The organism is Tropicimonas sp. (genome assembly GCF_047971885.1).
GTDB lineage: Bacteria > Pseudomonadota > Alphaproteobacteria > Rhodobacterales > Rhodobacteraceae > Tropicimonas.
Genome location: NZ_JBKEAE010000146.1, coordinates 26,124 through 44,665 on the forward strand (window position 1 = coordinate 26,124; position 18,542 = coordinate 44,665).

Annotated in this window: 18 protein-coding genes; 4 read left to right on the forward strand and 14 right to left on the reverse strand. The window is 67.0% G+C overall.

What is annotated here, in order from left to right; genetic code table 11:
- Positions 1–300 precede the first annotated feature (300 nt).
- Complete coding sequence (gene eda / locus ACK5IR_RS12310; RefSeq protein ID WP_416929381.1) at positions 301–942, reverse strand: bifunctional 4-hydroxy-2-oxoglutarate aldolase/2-dehydro-3-deoxy-phosphogluconate aldolase; 642 nt, start codon at positions 940–942, stop codon at positions 301–303.
- 77 nt (positions 943–1,019) lie between these two features.
- On the reverse strand, positions 1,020–2,825 hold the full coding sequence (edd, locus tag ACK5IR_RS12315; RefSeq protein WP_416929312.1) for a phosphogluconate dehydratase: 1,806 nt from the start codon (positions 2,823–2,825) through the stop codon (positions 1,020–1,022).
- A 205-nt stretch (positions 2,826–3,030) separates the two neighbouring features.
- Here edd and ACK5IR_RS12320 point away from each other — a divergent pair, with 205 nt between their 5' ends.
- Positions 3,031–4,221, forward strand: a complete 1,191-nt coding sequence (locus ACK5IR_RS12320) for an RSP_2647 family RNA methyltransferase (protein WP_416929314.1) — start codon at positions 3,031–3,033, stop codon at positions 4,219–4,221.
- Complete coding sequence (locus ACK5IR_RS12325; RefSeq protein WP_416929316.1) at positions 4,221–4,763, forward strand: RSP_2648 family PIN domain-containing protein; 543 nt, start codon at positions 4,221–4,223, stop codon at positions 4,761–4,763. Before ACK5IR_RS12320 ends, ACK5IR_RS12325 begins: the two co-directional genes overlap by 1 nt.
- Positions 4,764–4,767: 4 nt before the next feature.
- On the opposite strand, the gene ACK5IR_RS12330 is transcribed toward ACK5IR_RS12325, so the two are convergent.
- The 10 genes from ACK5IR_RS12330 to rpiA all read right to left on the reverse strand — a co-directional run bounded on the left by ACK5IR_RS12330 (position 4,768) and on the right by rpiA (position 14,978).
- A complete protein-coding gene (locus ACK5IR_RS12330) occupies positions 4,768–5,469 on the reverse strand; it encodes a M48 family metallopeptidase (protein ID WP_416929318.1) in 702 nt (233 codons plus the stop codon).
- A 47-nt stretch (positions 5,470–5,516) separates the two neighbouring features.
- Entirely contained in the window at positions 5,517–6,398 is an 882-nt protein-coding gene (locus ACK5IR_RS12335; protein WP_416929320.1) for a DMT family transporter, read from the reverse strand.
- A 56-nt stretch (positions 6,399–6,454) separates the two neighbouring features.
- Entirely contained in the window at positions 6,455–7,636 is a 1,182-nt protein-coding gene (locus ACK5IR_RS12340; protein WP_416929321.1) for a vWA domain-containing protein, read from the reverse strand.
- Positions 7,637–7,812: 176 nt separating this feature from the next.
- Positions 7,813–8,646 carry an aldo/keto reductase gene (locus ACK5IR_RS12345; protein WP_416929323.1) on the reverse strand — a complete coding sequence of 278 codons (834 nt, stop codon included), beginning with the start codon at positions 8,644–8,646 and terminating at the stop codon, positions 7,813–7,815.
- Between the two features lie 109 nt (positions 8,647–8,755).
- Positions 8,756–10,198 (reverse strand): DegQ family serine endoprotease, encoded by a 1,443-nt coding sequence (locus tag ACK5IR_RS12350; protein WP_416929383.1) that lies wholly within the window; start codon positions 10,196–10,198, stop codon positions 8,756–8,758.
- Between the two features lie 245 nt (positions 10,199–10,443).
- Positions 10,444–10,638: a DUF2065 family protein gene (locus ACK5IR_RS12355; RefSeq protein ID WP_416929325.1), complete on the reverse strand. Its 195-nt coding sequence runs from the start codon at positions 10,636–10,638 to the stop codon at positions 10,444–10,446.
- Positions 10,638–11,528, reverse strand: a complete 891-nt coding sequence (gene hflC, locus ACK5IR_RS12360) for a protease modulator HflC (RefSeq protein ID WP_416929327.1) — start codon at positions 11,526–11,528, stop codon at positions 10,638–10,640. The genes ACK5IR_RS12355 and hflC overlap by 1 nt, the downstream gene beginning before the upstream one ends.
- Before the next feature lies 1 nt (position 11,529).
- Positions 11,530–12,687 (reverse strand): FtsH protease activity modulator HflK, encoded by a 1,158-nt coding sequence (hflK, locus tag ACK5IR_RS12365; protein WP_416929329.1) that lies wholly within the window; start codon positions 12,685–12,687, stop codon positions 11,530–11,532.
- A gap of 100 nt (positions 12,688–12,787) precedes the next feature.
- Complete coding sequence (gene gor, locus ACK5IR_RS12370; protein WP_416929385.1) at positions 12,788–14,176, reverse strand: glutathione-disulfide reductase; 1,389 nt, start codon at positions 14,174–14,176, stop codon at positions 12,788–12,790.
- A gap of 22 nt (positions 14,177–14,198) precedes the next feature.
- Positions 14,199–14,978 carry a ribose-5-phosphate isomerase RpiA gene (gene rpiA / locus ACK5IR_RS12375; protein WP_416929331.1) on the reverse strand — a complete coding sequence of 260 codons (780 nt, stop codon included), beginning with the start codon at positions 14,976–14,978 and terminating at the stop codon, positions 14,199–14,201.
- A 192-nt stretch (positions 14,979–15,170) separates the two neighbouring features.
- On the opposite strand from rpiA, the gene ACK5IR_RS12380 reads away from it, so the two are divergent.
- On the forward strand, positions 15,171–16,544 hold the full coding sequence (locus ACK5IR_RS12380; RefSeq protein ID WP_416929332.1) for an L-serine ammonia-lyase: 1,374 nt from the start codon (positions 15,171–15,173) through the stop codon (positions 16,542–16,544).
- Between the two features lie 9 nt (positions 16,545–16,553).
- On the opposite strand, the gene ACK5IR_RS12385 is transcribed toward ACK5IR_RS12380, so the two are convergent.
- Positions 16,554–17,249 (reverse strand): thiamine diphosphokinase, encoded by a 696-nt coding sequence (locus ACK5IR_RS12385; protein ID WP_416929335.1) that lies wholly within the window; start codon positions 17,247–17,249, stop codon positions 16,554–16,556.
- Positions 17,250–17,378: 129 nt separating this feature from the next.
- Between ACK5IR_RS12385 and ACK5IR_RS12390 the strand changes: the two genes are divergently transcribed.
- Entirely contained in the window at positions 17,379–18,218 is an 840-nt protein-coding gene (locus tag ACK5IR_RS12390; RefSeq protein ID WP_416929337.1) for a hypothetical protein, read from the forward strand.
- A 57-nt stretch (positions 18,219–18,275) separates the two neighbouring features.
- Here ACK5IR_RS12390 and ACK5IR_RS12395 read toward each other — a convergent pair whose 3' ends face one another.
- Positions 18,276–18,542, reverse strand: coding sequence for a DUF2842 domain-containing protein (locus tag ACK5IR_RS12395; RefSeq protein WP_416929339.1), 267 nt, complete (start codon positions 18,540–18,542; stop codon positions 18,276–18,278).

Sequence of the window (18,542 nt, forward strand, 5' to 3'; positions counted from 1 at the left end):
CGGACAGACGCGGCGAAAGACGGTATTAAGCCCATTGTGACGCGAATGAGCAAGGCACCCGGGCGCGGAACAAGGCCGAAGGCCGCCGCGCCGGCGCATGGCCGTTCCCGCGGCCAGGCGCTTTGGTAACACAAGCGCAGCGCTCGTATTGCGCGCAGACGTGGCTGCATAAAGCGCCACGTTCAGCCGTCGGAGCGCCCGGCCACGGCCATGCGCCGGCGCGGCTTGCATCTCACGCGAAAGGCAGCTTCGTCCCGCATTGCCGACGTTGCAAACGGTCGGTTCTGGAGGCCGCCGGTATCAGGCCGAAAGCCGCGCCGCCTCGCGTGCCAGCGCCTCGATTCCCGCCCAGTCGCGCGCATCGAGCAGGCCCTTGGGCGCGACCCAGCTTCCGCCGACGCACAGCGTGTTCGAAAGCGCCAGATACTGGGCGGCGTTCGCCGCGCTTACGCCGCCGGTCGGGCAGAAGCGGACCTGCGGGATCGGCGCGCCGATCCCCTTGAGCGCGGCCACCCCGCCCGAGGCTTCGGCGGGAAAGAACTTCTGTACCGTGTAGCCGCGTTCGAGCAGGCGCATCGCCTCGCTGGCGGTGGCGGCGCCGGGCAGCATCGGCAGATCGGCCTCTTCGCAGGCGTCGAGAAGCCGGTCGGTGGCGCCGGGGGATACACCGAACAACGCGCCGGCATCCCTGGCGGCCTGAACGTCGGCGGGGGTCAGAAGCGTTCCGGCGCCCACGATCCCACCCTTGACCTGCGCCATGCGCGCGATCGCGTCGAGCGCGGCCGGGGTGCGCAATGTCACCTCCAGCACCGGCAGGCCGCCAGCGACCAGCGCCTCGGCCAGCGGCCGCGCCAGATCGGCGTCGTCGATCACCAGAACCGGAATCACCGGCGCCAGCGTGCAGATCTGTTCGGTTTCGTGGCTTGCGTGCTGCGGGGTGATCATCGGCTTTCTCCTGTCCCAGCGGATTGCCCGGTCCTGGCGCCGTTTTCCCAAGCCCTCCGCCGGTTTGCAAGCGGTCAGAGTATCGCGCAGGCACCGGTGGTGGCCGGGCCGGCGTTGCGGCGGAAGGTGGCGAACAGCTCGCGGCCGAGCCCATGGGCGTTGCCCGAAAGATCGGCTTCGGCGACCGGCCGGTCGGCAAAGCCATCCTCGAGCACGTCAAGCGTGCCGGCAACGGCGTCGACACGGATCAGATCACCGTCGCATACGCGGGCGATGGGGCCGCCCGAGGCCGCCTCGGGGCAGACGTGGATCGCCGCCGGCACCTTGCCGCTGGCCCCCGACATGCGCCCGTCGGTGACCAGCGCGACCTTCAGGCCACGGTCCTGCAACACCGCAAGTGTCGGCGTCAGGCTGTGAAGCTCGGGCATTCCGTTGGCGCCCGGCCCCTGAAAACGGACGACCACCACCGTATCCCGGGTAAACTCGCCGGCGCGGAACGCCACCTTGACCGATTCCTGATCGTGAAAGACGCGGGCGCGGGCCTCGATGATGCGACGCTCCGGCGCGACGGCCGATACCTTCATCACCCCGGTGCCCAGCGATCCGGACAATTGCTTCAACCCGCCGGTCGCCTGAAACGGGGTGCTTGCCGGGCGCAGGACTTTCTCGTTCAGGCTTTCGCCGGCACCGTCCTGCCAGATCAGTTCGCCATCCTTCAGTTTCGGCTCGCGGGTGTAAAGCTCCAGCCCGTCGCCTGCCACGGTGCGGGTGTCGGGGTGCAGCAGGCCCGCGTTCAGCAACTCGCCGATCATGAACCCGAGCCCGCCCGCGGCGTGGAAGTGAGTCACGTCGGCCAGTCCGTTGGGATAGACCTTGGCCAGAAGCGGCGTGACCTCGGAAAGCGCCTCGAAATCCTCCAGCGCAAGCTGGACACCGGCGGCGCGTGCCATGGCCGGCAGATGCAGCACGAGGTTGGTCGAACCGCCGGTCGCCATCAGCCCGACGATCCCGTTGACGAAGGCGCGTTCGTCCAGCACCTCGCCCACCGGGCGGTAATCGTTGCCAAGCGCGGTGATCGCCAGCGCACGCTTTGCCCCGGCGGCGGTCAGCGCGTCGCGCAGCGGCGTGTTGGGGTTGACGAAACTGGCGCCGGGCAGATGCAGGCCCATGAACTCCATCAACATCTGATTGGTGTTGGCCGTACCATAGAATGTGCAGGTACCCGGCCCGTGATAGGAGGCCATCTCGGCCTCCATCAGCTTGTCGCGCCCGACCTCGCCGGTGGCGAATTGCTGGCGCACCTTTGCCTTTTCATCGTTTGGCAGGCCGCTGGTCATCGGGCCGGCAGGCAGGAAGACGGCCGGAACATGCGAGAACGCCGCCGCCGCCATGATCAGCCCGGGCACGATCTTGTCGCAGACACCGAGATAGACCGCCGCATCGAAGGTGTTGTGCGACAGCGCAACGCTGGTTGCCAGCGCGATCACATCGCGGGAAAACAGGCTCAGTTCCATGCCCGGCTGGCCCTGCGTGACCCCGTCGCACATCGCCGGAACGCCGCCGGCGACCTGGGCGGTGGCACCCGCCTCGTGTGCGGCCTTGCGGATCAGATCGGGGAAACGTTCGAACGGCTGATGCGCCGACAGCATGTCGTTATAGGCGCTGACGATCCCGAGGTTGGGTGCGCGTCCGGCGGCAAGCTCGGCCTTGTCTGCACCCATCGCGGCATAGGCATGTGCCTGGTTGCCGCAGGTCAGATGCGCGCGCGCCGGCCCGTCCCCGGCGGCACGGCGCATGCGATCGAGATAGGCGCCACGGCTTTCCCGGCTGCGTTCGGTGATGCGTGTGGTGACTTCGGCGACCGTGGGGTTGAGCGGCATGGGACTCGTTCCTTCGCGTTTGTCGCGGCCTAGCAGGTTAGCGCTAACTGGTCAATTCCAGTGCAATGGTGCGCCGTTTTCGCCCGTCCGCGCAGCATTTCACGAAAATATGGCAAAAGCCATGGCGAAGCGAAAGCGACGCCAGCCTGCGCCGGGGCTTTATCCCGGCGCGGGGTTTCGCTAGGTGCTGCGCATGACAGCGAACATGCCCGATCTCCCCGTTATCCGCCTGATGCCCAGGGGCGATGCCCGCGCCATCAGGCATGGCTTCCCGTGGGTCTATGCCAACGAACTGGTGACCGATCGCCGGACCCGGGCGCTCGCCCCCGGCGCCGTCGCGCTTCTTGAGGATACCGAGCGGCGGCCGCTTGCCGTCGTTGCGGTCAACCCGAACTCGAAGATCATCGCCCGTGTGCTCGACCGGAGACCGGATACCGCAATCGACCGGGGCTGGATCGCCACCCGCATCGCGCATGCGCTGGCGCGGCGCGAACGGCTGTTCGACGGGCCGTTCTACCGTCTGGTCCATGCCGAGGCCGACGGGCTGCCCGGTGTGATCGTCGACCGCTTCGGCGATGCGGCGGTGATCCAGCCCAATGCCGCCTGGGCCGACCGGATGGCGGACGATCTGGTCGGCGCCCTGCGCGAGGTTGCCGGAGTTTCGGCGATTGTCGTCAACGGTACCGGACGGGCGCGGGCGCTGGAGGGCCTGCGTGAGGAAACGCGGCTGGCCTGCGGCGTGCTTGACGGTCCGGTCGCGGTGCCGATGAACGGTGCGGTCTACATGGCCGACCTGCTTGGCGGCCAGAAGACGGGCCTGTTCTACGATCAGCGCCCGAACCATGCCTTTGCCGCCCGGATGGCGCCGGCTGCCCGGGTGCTCGACGTGTTTTCGCATGTGGGCGGCTTCGGGCTGGCGGCGCTGGCCGGCGGGGCAGCCAGCGCGCTGGCGGTCGACGGTTCGGCCGCCGCGCTGGAACTGGCGGAAGCCGGGGCGCGTGCCTCGGGCGTGGCGGATCGTTTTGCCACCCGCAAGGGCGATGCCTTTGCAGTGATGGAGGCGCTGGTGGCCGAAGGGGCGGCATTCGATCTGGTGGTCTGCGATCCGCCCGCATTCGCCCCGTCGCGCAATGCGCTCGACGCCGGCCTGCGCGCCTATGAGCGGGTGGCGAAGCTGGCTGCGCCGCTTGTGGTGCCGGGTGGCTATCTGGCACTGTGTTCTTGCTCGCACGCCGTTGATCTGACGCGGTTCCGCAATGCCTCGGCGCGCGGCATCGGGCGGGGCGGGCGGCGCGCGCAGATCCTGCACACCGGCTTTGCCGGGCCGGATCACCCGATGCTGCCGCAACTGGCCGAAAGCGGCTACCTCAAGGCACTGTTCTTCAGGCTCGACTGATGCGTGTGATGATCGACGCCTGCGTGCTTTACCCGACCGTCATGCGCGAGATGGTGCTCGGCGTCGCCGGCGCGGGGCTGTTTGTTCCGCTGTGGTCGGAACGAGTCCTTGGGGAATGGGCCCGCGCCGCCGCCCGCCACGGTTCGGCGCAGGAGCTTCAGGCGCGCGGTGAGATCGCGCTGGCCCGGGCCCGCTGGCCACAGGCCTGCGTTACCCCACGCGAAAGCGACCTGAAGCGGCTGTGGCTGCCCGATCCGAACGACATTCACGTTCTGGGCGCCGCCATCGCCGGATCGGCCGATCTGATCCTGACCCTGAACGCCAGGGATTTTCCGCGTCATACGCTGGCCGAGGAGGGGCTGAACCGCGCCGATCCCGACGGTTTCCTGACCGGCCTGTGGCAGGAGCAGCCCGGCCCGGTCGCCTCCGTTGCCGCTGCGGTTCTGGCCGAAGCCGAGCGGCTCGACAACGCGCCGCACGACCTGCGCCGGCTGCTGAAGAAGGCGCGCCTGCCGCGGCTGGCCAGGGCGCTGACCGCCTGACGGATTATCCTTCGATCCGGGGCGTCGTGTTCCAGCGCGCCTCGCGCGCCTCGATGGCAGCGATGCGCTGGTCGGTGCCGGGGTGGCTGAGCAGCCATGCCGGCGTTCCCGCACCAGGGCCGCCGCTCAGATGCTCCAGCTTGCGGAACAGGCTTTTCTGCGGCCCGGTGCCGATGCCGGACTTGACCAGCAGCGCCGAGGCATAGGAATCGGCCTCGTATTCGTCCTGCCGGCTCAGGCGCGCGGCCAGCAGCGCGGTCAGACCCGAGGCGATCATTGCGCCGAGGCCGTGCAGAAACCGGTTCAGCACTGTCGCCAGTGTCATGCGGATCGCGTTCTGGCCGGAGAAGTCGATCATCCGTCGTCGTGAATGGCCAAGCGCCACATGGCCCAGTTCGTGCGCGATCACGCCGGCCAACTCCTCGGCCGAAACCTCGCCGGCCAGATAACGGTCGTAAAAACCGCGGGTGATGAAGATCCGTCCGTCCGGCGCGGCCAGGCCGTTGATCGGCGCGACCTCGTAGATGTGAACCCTGATCCGCTCCAGGTCCAGCGCCTGCGCCATGCGATCGGTCAGCCGCCGGAGCCGTGCATCGGCCAGCTCGCTGGAGCGGGCATCAAGCTCGCGCGCCGTGCGCCAGACGGAAAACTGGTACATCACCAGCCCGTAGGCAAGCATCATCAGCAGGGGCAGAAACTTGATCATGGGCAAGATATGGGGTGCAATCGCGCGCCGGGCAAGCGCTGCCACGCCTATCGCGGTGCCGTTGCCACGGCGCGCCGCTGCGCGAGGCTGACCCACAACACCGCGCCGGTAATGGCAAACGCACCGGCCAGCCCCAGCGGTCCGGGCGGCGTGGCGAAGATCAATATGTCGAACAGCAGCGCCCAGACCAGCCCGGTATAATCGAAGGGCGCCAGCACCGAGACGGGCACGCGCGCCACGGCCTCGGTCGCCGCGATATGTGTCAGACCGCCGAGAAGCCCCGCCCCGGTCAGCAGCATCAGCGTTTGCGGGTCGGGGCTGACCCAGCCGAACGGCCGGCTGGCAAGGCCCACCAGCGTTCCGGTCACGGCAAAATAGAAGGCGATGGTCGCGGGGCGTTCGGTCGCCGTCATCGTCTTCACATGAACGCGGACGAAGGCCATGGTGAAGGCGAAGCCAAGTCCGGCAAGAATGCCGGCCAGAGCACCGTTGCAGGGCAATCGCAGCGATTCCCATATCATCGCCAGCACCCCGGCGAACCCCAGCGCCGTGGCGCCGATCACCATCGGGCCGATGCGTTCGCGGGCGATCAGTGCCGCCATCGGCAGAACGATGATCGGCGCCAGATAACCGAGCGCCTGCGCATTGGCCACGTTCAGGTAGCGCAGCGACAGGAACGACAGCGCCATCGAGATCACGCCGAACAGGCTGCGGGTCAGGTGCTTGCCCGGATGGGCGGTGCTCAGCGCTGCGGGCAATTCCCGCCGGATCGCCATATAGGCGAGGATCGGCAACAATGCCGCGCCCGAACGCCAGAAGATGATCTGTCCCAGCGGCACGGTTGCCGAAACCTCGTGCACCACCGCCGACATCGTGGTGCCGAGCAGCGTCGCGCAAAGGTAAAGAAGGATGCCGGGAAGCACGGGCATGGGGCGCCTCGGAGCGGAATAGCCGTCGATAGCGCTAACCGAAATAATCCGCAAGCTCAGCGTAGTATTCGCATGCCACGGTCGATCCCCTCCAGCGTCATCGGGACCATGCGCCCCTCGAAAATCTCGCCGATCATCCTGATCGACTGGGTATGGCGCCAGTGGCGTTCGGGGCTCGGGTTGATCCACAGCGCATCGGTCCACTGGCCGAGGGCGCGGCGCAGCCAGGTCTCGCCCGATTCGTCGTTCCAGTGTTCGTTGGCGCCGCCCTTGTGCACGATCTCGTAGGGGCTCATCGAGGCGTCGCCGACAAAGATGCACCTGTAATCGGGCCCATAGGTATTCAGCACCTCCCATGTCGGGGTCTGTTCGCTCCAGCGGCGGGCATTGTCGCGCCAGACGCCTTCGTAAAGACAGTTGTGAAAGTAATAGTGCTCAAGATGCCTGAACTCGGATCGGGCGGCCGAAAACAGTTCTTCCACCACCCTGACGAACGGATCCATCGAGCCGCCCACGTCGAGAAACAGCAGCACCTTGACCGCGTTGCGCCGCTCGGGGCGCATCTTCAGGTCGAGATAGCCGTGATCGGCGGTGGCACGGATCGTGCTGTCGAGGTCCAGTTCCTCGTGCGCGCCATGCCGCGCCCACTGGCGCAGCCGTTTCAGCGCCACCTTGATGTTGCGGGTGCCAAGTTCGACCGTATCGTCGAGGTTGCGGAACTCGCGCCTGTCCCACACCTTGGCCGCGCGCCGGTGGCGGCTTTCGTCCTGTCCGATGCGCACCCCCTCGGGATTGTAGCCATAGGCGCCGAAAGGCGAGGTTCCGGCGGTTCCGATCCACTTGCTGCCACCCTGATGGCGGCCCTTCTGCTCCTCCAGCCGTTGTTTCAGCGTCTCCATCAGCCTGTCGAAACCGCCGAGCGCCTCGATCTCGGCCATCTCCTCGGGCGTCAGGTGTTTCTCGGCCATCCTGCGCAGCCAGTCGGCCGGCAGGTCGATCGCCTGAAGGACCTGTTCGGCAGAAATCGTTTCCAGCCCCTTGAAGGCAGCGGCGAAAGCGCGGTCGAACCGGTCGAGGTGGCGTTCGTCCTTCACCATGGCGGTACGGGCGAGATAGTAGAAGCCGTCGATGTCATAGGTGACCAGCCCCGCGCTCACCCCTTCGAGGAAGGAAAGAAACTCGCGCAGCGAAACCGGCACGCCACCCGCGCGCAGGGACTGGAAAAAAGGCAGGAACATCGGGCGCTCCCATTGTTCGGGTGTCCCACATTTCCCGCTGATCGGGCGATCGTCAACCGGGCCGTCATACCGGCATATTGACGAACGACCCGATTCGCCTTCGCGTGGCAGCACTGAGCCCTTAACCCCGATCAAGCAAGGCGCCAAGACGCGAAACAACACCGAAGTCCGTCGCCTCAGAGCATGTCGAGCGGCGCGGGCCCTGTCGGCGGCGGGAAAAGAGCGTCGAGCCGCGCGCGGATCCCGTCGCTCAGGACAACATCTGCCGCGGCCGCAATCTCGTCGACATGAGACACCTGCCCGGCCTTGGGAATGGCGATCACGCCATCCTGGTCCAGCAGCCAGGCCAGCGCGAGTTGCACCGGGGAGATCCCGGCCTCGTGCGCAAGTGCCGCGATGTCCCGGTTGCGCAACAACCGTCCCTGTTCCATCGGCGAATAGGCCATGACCGGTACCCCGCGTGCGCGCGCCTGCGGCAGCAGGTTCCATTCGATGCCCCGGCGCATCGGGTTATAGAGCACCTGATCGGTCGCGACGGCATCGCCGCCGGGGATGGCCGAAAGCTCTTCCAGATCGGCTGCGTCGAAGTTGGAAACGCCCCAGCGTGCAATCTTGCCCGACGCGACCAGCCGCTCGAACCCCGCCACCGTTTCCGACAGCGGAACGCCGCCGCGCCAGTGCAGCAGGTAGAGATCGAGCCGGTCAGTGCCGAGCCGCCCGAGCGAGCGCTCGCAGGCCTCCTGCACGCCCCGCAGCGAGGCATTGTGCGGGTAAACCTTCGAGACGAGGAAAACCTCGTCGCGCCGCCCGGCGATCGCCTCGCCGACAAGTTCCTCGGCGGCACCGTCGCCATACATTTCGGCGGTGTCGATCAGCGTCATGCCCAGATCCAGCCCCCGGCGCAACGCGCGGATTTCCTCGGCCTGGCGACTGCGGCTGTCGCCGACGTGCCAGGTGCCGAGGCCAAGCGCGGGCACACGCGCACCATCGGGAAAGCTCACGGTTTTCATCGCGGAGACTCCTTTCCGGTGCGGCCGCAACCCGAAGCCTAGCGGCAACGGCGGATATGAAAAAGGGCGCCCCTCCGGACGCCCCTTCGGCGCTTTGTCGCGGCAGGCGCTACTCGAGGGTCAGTGCCACGAAGCGCGGCTCGCCGCCGCGGCGGATAAGCAGCAGGATCGACTTGCGGCCGCCTTCCCTGGCATCGGCGACGCGCGCCTCGAACTCGTCGACCGACGCCACCGCAACCTGCCCGGCCTGGGTGATGATATCACCCTCGCGCAGCCCCTTTTCGTAAGCTTCGGACGATTCGTCGACCGCCTTGACCAGAAGCCCGGCCTCGTCGGGATCGAGACCCATCTCCTCGACGATCTGCGGCGTCAGCGCGGTAACCGTCATGCCGAGAACATCCGCATCCTGCGCTTCACCCGCATCCTCGCTCGCGGCGGCGGGCACCGCACCCTCGGCGGTCTCGCGACGGCCAAGGGTGACCATCAGCGTCTCGGTCTTGCCGTCGCGGTAGACGATGACGCGCACCGCCTTGCCCACGTCGGTATTGCCGACCTGCTGAACAAGCTCGCGGGTGTCGCCCACCTCGACGCCGTCGAACGAGGTGATCACGTCGCCCGCCTTCATCCCGGCCTCTTCCGCCGGGCCGTCGGGAACGTCGGTCACCAGCGCGCCGCGCGCGTTATCGAGCCCGATCGCCTCGGCAACGTCGTCGGTCACGTCCTGAATGCGTACGCCCAGCCAGCCGCGACGGGTCTCGCCGAATTCCTTGAGCTGGTGGATGACGTTCTCGGCCACCCGGCTCGACATGGCGAAGCCGATGCCGATCGAGCCGCCGTTGGGGCTGAGAATCGCGGTGTTCACCCCGATCACCGCACCATCCATGTTGAAGAGCGGTCCGCCCGAATTGCCCCGGTTGATCGCGGCGTCGGTCTGGATGAAATCGTCGTATGAGCCCGAAAGCGCCCTGCCCCGCGCCGAAACGATGCCGGCGGAGACCGAAAAGCCCTGCCCGAGCGGGTTGCCCACCGCCAGCACCCAGTCGCCGACGCGGGACTTGTCCGAATCGCCCCACGAGACGAACGGCAGCGGTGCCTCGGCCTCGACCTTGAGCAGCGCGAGATCGGTATTCGGATCGGTGCCGACAACCTCGGCCGGCAGTTCCCTGCCGTCCATGAACTCGATCGAGATCTCGTCGGCCTGTTCGATGACGTGGTTGTTGGTGACAATGAAGCCGTCTTCGGAGATCACGAAGCCGGACCCGAGCGCCGACGACCGCTGCGGGCGCCGCTGGTCGCCGCCCGGCCCGTTGCGCTCCATGAAGTCGCGGAAGAAATCCTCGAAGGGCGAGCCTTCGGGAACGATCGGGCCACCATCGCCGAATCCGATCGAGGCGACGGTGGTCGATGTGGTGATATTCACCACCGCCGGGCTCACCTTGTCGGCAAGATCGGCGAAGCTCTCGGGCGCGGCGCGGGCATGCGCGCCCACGGCCTGGGCGATGAGCAAAGCCAGACCGAGCAGGAAACCCGGCACCAGCCGCGACGGGATCATCCCGGCTCGCGGCCGGGGCACGGGGATGATGTTGGAGGTCACTCGATATTCCTTCATGTCCGTTACCCGCATCGCGCGGGTCGTTGGTTGTTCCTGAATGCGCGAGCGCGAGCACTCGGCCGCAATGTTGGATTTGGGGGTCGGCGTGGCAACTCAAAGGGCCATCGCGCGGCGTCACGTCTCTGTGACGCTTCGGCGATGGCCGGGGAACGGCCCGCAGCCCCTTCGCATCTGGGGAAAGTGTCTCAGGCCGACAGGAAGTTCGCAAGCCAAAGAAGCAGCCCGCCCAGGGTAATCGCCAGCAACCCGAGCAGCCGGCGGGTTTCCACCGGCATGGCGGCCAGCGCCTGCAATATCTCGTCGATACGCGAAGGGGCCAGCGCAAGCACCAGCCCCTCCAGAACGAATACCAGCCCGAGGCCGAGCAGGAGGGCCGACATCACTCCGCCGTGCGGCCGCGGCCGTCGGACCCGGCGAAGAAATCGAAGAACTCGCTGTCGGGCGCGATGACCATCGACGAATTCTCGCCCTTGAGCGAGGATTCATAGGCCGAAAGCGAGCGGTAGAACTCGAAGAAATCCTCGTCGGCACCAAAGGCCTCGGCATAGATTCCGTTGCGTTCGGCATCGGCCTCGCCGCGCACGATCTCGGCCTCTCTGTTGGCCTGCGAAACCAGTTCGACCACCGTCCTGTCAGCCTGCGCGCGCACCCGCTGCGCCGCCTCGTTGCCGCGCGCGATCTCATCGGCGGCCTCGCGTTCGCGCTCGGCGCGCATCCGCTCGAAGGTGGCGTTCAGGTTCTGCTGCGGCAGGTTGGTCTGCTTCAGCCGCACGTCGACCACATCGAGCCCGAGTGCCCGCGCCTGAGCCCGCGACTGGTCGCGGATGCGGTTCATCAGGACGCGCCGGTCTTCGGAAAGGATGGTGTCCGATGTCACCTGATCGGCACCCAGAACCTCGCGAATCTGCGCGTTCAGGATCGAACTGAGGCGCGTTTCGGCCGCCGGAAGCCCGCCGACGCCGACCGCCTGACGGAACCGCACCACATCCGAGATCCGGTAGCGCGCGAAGGCATCGACCACAAGGCGCCGGTCGTCAGACGGCGTAACCTCGATCGTGTCGGTGTCGAGCGCCAGAATCCGGTCGTCATAGGTCACGACCTCCTGGATCAGCGGAATCTTGAAGGCGAGGCCCGGCTCCTCCTTGACCCGCTTGATCTGGCCGAACTGAAGGACCAGCGCCTTTTCGCGCTCGTCTACGATGAAGATCGACGACATCAGCGCCGCGATGACGATGATGGCGATCGGAAGAAAGAAGGTCATCCGCTTCATGTCAGTTCCCTTCCCGCGTGCTGCCGGAGTTGCGAAGCTCGTTCAGTGGCAGATAGGGAACGACGCCCTGCGCGTTCTCTCCGCCGGTTTCGCCGAGGATCACCTTGTCCACGTCGCCCAGCACCTTTTCCATGGTTTCCAGATAGAGACGCTTGCGCGTCACCTCGGGCGCCTTCTGATACTCGGCAAGCACCGCCGAGAAGCGGCTCGCCTCGCCCAGCGCCTCGTTGACGACCTGGGCGCGATAGGCCTCGGATTCCTCAAGCACCTGCGCGGCCTCGCCGCGGGCGCCGGCAAGCACCCGGTTGGCATAGGCATCCGCCTGCCGTTCCAGCCTGTCACGCTCCTGTTCGGCGGCCTGCACCTCGCGGAAGGCGTCGATCACCTCGCGCGGCGGGTCCGCCTTGTCGAGGTTGACGCGGACGATGGTGATGCCCGATTCGTAGCTGTCGAGCGTGTCCTGGATCGAGGTCTTGGCCGACTCGGCGATGATGCCGCGATCCCGGTTCAGGATCGGGGCGAGTTCCGACGCCGCGATGATCTCGCGCATGGCCGATTCCGAAACCGCGCGCACCGTGTCGCGCGGATCGCGCAGGTTGAACAGGAACTTGGCCGGATCGTTGATGTTCCAGACGACCTGAAAATCGATGTCGACGATATTGGCGTCGGTGGTCAGCATCAGGCCGCTGTCGTCCGCGCGCGAGGCAAAATCGGCGCCGATGTCTTCGGTCCGTTCCGAGGTCACGTTCACCACCTCGGCCGTCACCAGCGGCCAAGGCGCGAAGTTGAGGCCCGGATTGCCGATGGTCGAGAACTCTCCGAGAAAAAGCTCGACCGACTGTTCTTCGGGCTTGATCGTGTAGAACGAGGCGAAGCCCCACAGCGCCAGCACCGCAGCCAGACCGATCAGCACCGTCCCGCGCGTCAGCTTCGGGCCGTCGCCACCGCCCCCCGGACGATTGGGGTCGCGGTTGCCGCCCCTGCCACCCATCAGGACGCGAAGCTGCTCCTGCCCCTTCTTCACGATCTCGTCGATTTCGGGGATCTGCGGCCCCTCGCCGCCCGGTCTGCGGCCACCACCGTTGCCGCCGCGATTGTCTCCGCCCTGTTGGCCGCCGCCGGAGCCGCCGCCCCAGGGTCCGCCGCTGTTTCCTGCCATGAGTATCTTATCCTCTCGGTTTCGGGTGGGCCGGTGGGAATGCCCGTCTCAAGCCATGTGTGTGCCATTCTGCGCATTTCAAGCGCCGAAAGACCACGGCTCAGAGAGTGCGCACCGGCGATTTCAGTGTCACAAGCTCCTCGGACATGGTGGGATGCACCGCCACGGTCCGGTCGAAATCCTCCTTGGTGGCCCCCATCTTCACCGCGACACCGGCAAGCTGGATCATCTCGCCCGCATGATCGGCCACGATGTGCACGCCCAGCACCCGGCGCGTCGCCTTCGACACCACCAGCTTCATCAGAACACGATCCTCGCGCCCGATGAAGGCCTTGTGCATCGGCCGGAAGGTGGTGCAGTAGATTTCGACCGGCTCCCGCGCCGCCGCCTCGTCCTCGGTCAGCCCGACCGATCCGTATTCGGGCTGGGTGAATACCGCCGACGGGATCAGTTCGTGATCGACCGGCGTCGGGTTCCCCCTGAAGACGGTCTCGACAAAGGCCATGCCCTCGCGGATCGCCACCGGCGTCAGCTGCACCCGGTCGGTCACGTCGCCGATGGCGTAGATCGACGGCACCGCCGTCTGGCTGTATTCGTCCACCACCACCTCGCCGCGACGGCCCAGTTCCACCCCCGCCGCCTCGAGGCCGAGCCCGGCGGTGTTCGGGATGCGGCCGGTGGCGAACAGCACCTGATCGAAGGTGAAGGTATCGCCCGTTGACGAGCGGACCTCGATCCCGCCGGCAGGTTTGTGCAGCAGACCGCCCGCCCCCCCGGCCCTGTCCATGCCGAGCACGGTCGTCCCGAGATGTATGTCGATCCCGTGGCGCTCCATGTGTTCGGCGATATGGCCGCGCGCCTCGTCGTCGAAGCCGCGCAGGATCTGCGCACCGCGATAGAACTGCGTGACCTTGCTGCCCAGCCCGTTGAAGATGCAGGCCATTTCGCAGGCGATATACCCCCCGCCGACGATCAGCAGGCGCCGGGGCAACTCGTCGAGGTGGAAAACCTCGTTCGAGGTGATGCCGAGCCCGGCGTTTCCGATCTCGGGCAGCGCCGGCCGGCCCCCGGTGGCGATCAGGATATGCTTGGCGGTAAAGGTCTTTCCGTCGGCAAGCCGCACCGAATGCGCATCCGCCACCATCGCCCGCCGGGCGAAGACCCGCACCCCGGCATTTTCGAGCAGGCCGTTGTAGACCCCTTCGAGCCGGTCGAGTTCGGCCTCCAGCCGCTTGCGGAACCGCGGCCAGTCGAACCCCCTGATCTTCACCTCCCAGCCGTAATCGGCCGCCTCGTGCATGCCTTTGGCATATTCCGAGGCGAACACCATCAGCTTTTTCGGCACGCAGCCGCGGATGACGCAGGTCCCGCCCAGTCGGCTTTCCTCGGCCAGCCCGACACGGGCGCCGGTTTCGCCCGCCGCGACCCGCGCCGCCCGCACGCCGCCCGAGCCGCCACCGATGACAAACAGATCGAAATCGAATTCCATCGCCATGCTTTCCGCTTCCGGCTCAGGTGCCGGGATCGGCAAAGATATTCTCGCCGTCGAGCACATCCCACGCCCCGCCCGCGGCGGTCAGGGTGCGCACCTCGGCCGATCCGTCCTCGAAGCCGATCACGACCGTATCGCTGACACCGATGAACAGCCCGTTCTCGACCACCCCGGCGATACGGTTCAGGCCGGCCGCCAGCCGCGGCGCATCGCCGATCCGTTTCAGGTGAAGGTCGTAGATGTAGTTGCCCTCGTCCGTGACAAAGGGACCGCCGCCAGCCATCCGCAGCGCCACATCGCGGCCGCCCACATCGTAACCGGCGAGCAGTTCCCCGATCAGTTTTCTTGTTGCCACATGGCCGAATGGAATGACCTCGACCGGCAGCGGGAAGGCCCCGAGCGTTGTCACATCCTTGCCCGCATCGGCGATCACCACCATCCTTTCGGATGCCGTGGCGACGATCTTCTCGCGCAGATGCGCACCGCCGCCGCCCTTGATAAGGTTGAATGCCGGGTCGAATTCGTCGGCGCCGTCGATGGTGACATCCAGCCAGCCGGCGTCGTCCAGCGTGATGACGGGAATGTCCAGTTCGCGCGCCAGCGCCGCCGTCCGGTCCGAGGTGGGAACACCGGTGATCCTCAGCCCTTCGTCGCGCACCCGCTCGCCCAGCCGCCTGACCATCCAGGCGGCGGTCGAGCCGGTTCCCAGCCCGACCCGCATTCCGTCCTCGACGAAATCGCAGGCACGGATCGCGGCGGCGCGTTTGGCCCGGTCGGCGGGCGACAGATCGGATGTCATGGCACTCTCTCCCGAAGTCGGGGAAGTTATAGGCCATGGTTCGGGCGGCTGCGAGCGGTTTCGTGCCGCCGGGTGCCTTCCGGTGCGGCACAAACCCGGTGCATTGCCTCTTTTCGCGCGGATCGGTCGCAAATCTGCTGACGCCTGCCGGTGCGTCACGCTATTGCAGGGGAAAGCACATGCGGGGGGCCGATGTTTCTCAGCGTCTTCGATATCTTCAAGATCGGCATCGGGCCGTCCTCGTCGCATACCATGGGACCGATGGTGGCGGCGGGCCGCTTTCTCGATCTGCTGCGCGCCTCGCCCTTCCATCCCGACGGATTGCGCGCCTCGCTGCACGGCTCGCTCGCCTTTACCGGCGTCGGTCACGCGACCGACCGTGCCGTGATCCTCGGCCTCGCCGGATTTTCGCCCGAGACCTATGACGCGGACGCCGCCGAGGCCGCATTGGCGGCAATCGCTCACGACCGGCGGGTTGCCCCGCCCGCCCTGCCACCGATGCGCTTCGATCCGAAGCAGGATGTGATCTTCGATTTCGGCCCGGCGCTCGAGGGGCATTCCAACGGGCTGATCCTGATGGCGACCGATGCGCAGGGCGATGTCCTGCTGCGGGAAACCTATTATTCGGTCGGCGGCGGATTCGTCCTGACCGCCGGCGAACTGGCGCGCGGCGAAAGCGTGGCCGAGGCCCGGGCGGTACCCTACCCGTTCAAGTCCGCCGCCGAGATGCTCGATATGGCGCGGACCTCGGGCAGGTCCATCGCCGCAATGAAACGGGCCAACGAACTGGTGCACCACCGGCGGGAGGATCTCGACCGTGGAATAGCCCGGCTCTGGCAGGTCATGTCGGACTGCATCGACCGGGGGCTGGCGGCACGCGGCACCCTGCCCGGCGGGCTGAACGTGCGGCGGCGCGCGGCGGCGATCCACACCGCCCTGCTCGACGAACGCGGACTGAACCTCGGCGCGCCGCATACGATCAACGACTGGATGAGCACCTACGCCATGGCGGTGAACGAAGAGAACGCCGCCGGCGGGCAGGTGGTGACAGCGCCGACCAACGGCGCCTCGGGCGTGCTGCCGGCGGTGGTGAAATACTGGCTGAGCCATGTGCCGGGCGCGGCCGGCGCGCGGCTGCCCGATTTCTTCCTGACCGCCGCTGCCATCGGCGGGCTGGTCAAGACGAACGCCTCCATCTCGGGCGCCGAGGCGGGATGTCAGGCCGAGGTCGGCACCGCCAGCGCCATGGCCGCCGCCGGTCTGACCGCCGTGATGGGGGGCACGCCGGAGCAGATCGAAAACGCGGCCGAAATTGCGCTCGAACATCACCTTGGCATGACCTGCGATCCGGTAAGGGGGCTGGTTCAGGTGCCCTGCATCGAACGCAACGGGCTGGGCGCGATCAAGGCGGTCAGCGCCGCGTCGCTGGCACTGCGGGGCGACGGGCATCATCTGGTTCCGCTCGACGCCTGTATCGAGACGATGCGTCAGACCGGACGCGACATGTCGGAAAAATACAAGGAAACATCGCTCGGCGGGCTTGCCGTGAACGTGCCGAACTGCTGATCCCGGCGGCTATCGCCCGCCGTCGGGATCGTTCCGGGCAAGAATGCCGCGCATCGCGACACCGAGCGCCCGCCGGGGCAGGATCACCAGCATGCCCGGTCCGTCGAATGCCAGATCGACCGCCCCCCGGTGCCCGTGCGCCACCCGGTTCGAGGTTCCGACCACCCCGCCCGGCGTAAATTCCAGCCCGTCCAGCGCCCAGTGCAGACCGGCCGAACGCCCGGTGACCGGCGCCATCGGAAACAGCGAAACCCGGCTTCCTGCCGGCAGGTCGAGTGACAGGTGCGGCAGAGCGGCAAACACCACATCGTGCTTGCCGATCAGGATGCAGGGTTGGTCGGCGCGCCGGACCAGCACGTTGAAACAGGCAAGCTGATGGTCGACGCGGCGCCCGAGAAATCCGACCCCCAGCACCAGCGGCGCCCGGATCGAGCGCAGCGCCTTGTCGAAATCGGTGCTTATCTGATCGCCCACTTCGTGAACGCGCCCCGCCGGGATGCGATCGCGCACCTCGCGCGGCAGCGAATCGAGATCGCCGATCACCGCCTCGGGCATGCGCCCCCGGGCCAGCGCATAGGCCGCGCCACCGTCGGCGGCCACCAGGACGGGCGCAAGGCCCAATGCCTCGTCAAGTTCGTCCGGCCGCGCCTTGCCCCCTCCGAGCAGGGTCACGTTTTCGGTGCTGCTGACGATGATGGCATTCATTCCGGGCTTCCCATTTTTTCCACATGAAAAACACATTCTTGCCCGAAAATGATACCCTTGATCTGTTCGGATCGAAGACTGGCGGCGCGATTCCGGCGCCACTCGGGAAAGATGGGCGCGAACAGGACAATGACAGAGACGAGCAAGGTACTGACCGTTTCCTACGGGGCGTTTTCCTGCAGGCTGGAGGGGTTCGAGGGATCGTTCGGCGCATTGAAGGCGATATGCGCGTATTTCTGCACCCTCGCTGCGGATGAGGCCGATGCCGGTGCCGCACCGCCAGCCCCCTCTGTCGACATGCTGCAACAGATCGCCAGCCGGGAAACCCGGCGACATGTCGAGGCACATGCCGATGACGACAGGGTAATCCTGCGGGTGTCTCCGGCACGGGAGGATCCGTCGGTTTCATACGCAGAGGACGGTTCCCCGCAGGGTGGTCCGGTCGCCTCCGGCGAGGAGGATGTCGAACGCCTGCTCGACAAGGCCGGTCTGGAGATGGAGGGGCGGGATCATCTGCGGCGGCGCGCGACCATCGAACACCTCAAATCCGCATTCAAGGCGATCCACACCGCGAATGGCGACATATACGGGCAGGACCGCACGCAGGAGCAGCCCTATCGGGAAGACCTCGCCTTTGCGAAACTCTTGCCGCACCTGAACCCGCGATCCAACACGCCTGCAGCCGAACCGCCGGCCGCCGGCGAGAGTGCGGCCGGCCTGCCGCAGGACCGGCAGGCGCCCGGTCCGGTGCGCCCGCGACATCCGGTTTCGGCGGAACGGCACGAGCGCCCCGCCCCTCCGGCCAAACGGTTGGCAGCCGCCTCGGCAGCGCGCGAAACCATGCAACGGGCGCCGATCGCCGGGGACAGGGAAGATCGCGATGCAGGGGAAGACACGAGCCCGGAGACGCGCCGAATAAATCCCGTCCGGCCGCACCGCCCCGGCACGACGACCGAACCGGATATCTGACTGCCCGGAACCGACAGGCCGCCACGGGAGAATGCACCACCGATCCGGGTGCCGGCGCTACCGTTCCGGAGGCGGCGCGGACGCCCCCCTGGCGGGCGCATCGTCGTCCGCCTGATCCGGATCGGGCTTTCCGACACCGAGGAAAACGAAGCGCAGCGGAAAGACCCAGCCTATCCCGACCGCGACATAGACCAGAACCTCGGCCAGGAACGGCAGCCGGTCGATATGCGACAGGAGGGTGACCGCCAGCACCACATAGGCCGGCATCCCCACCAGCAGAACGAACAGCGACCAGCGCCGCCGTGCCCGGTAGGAAAGCGCCAT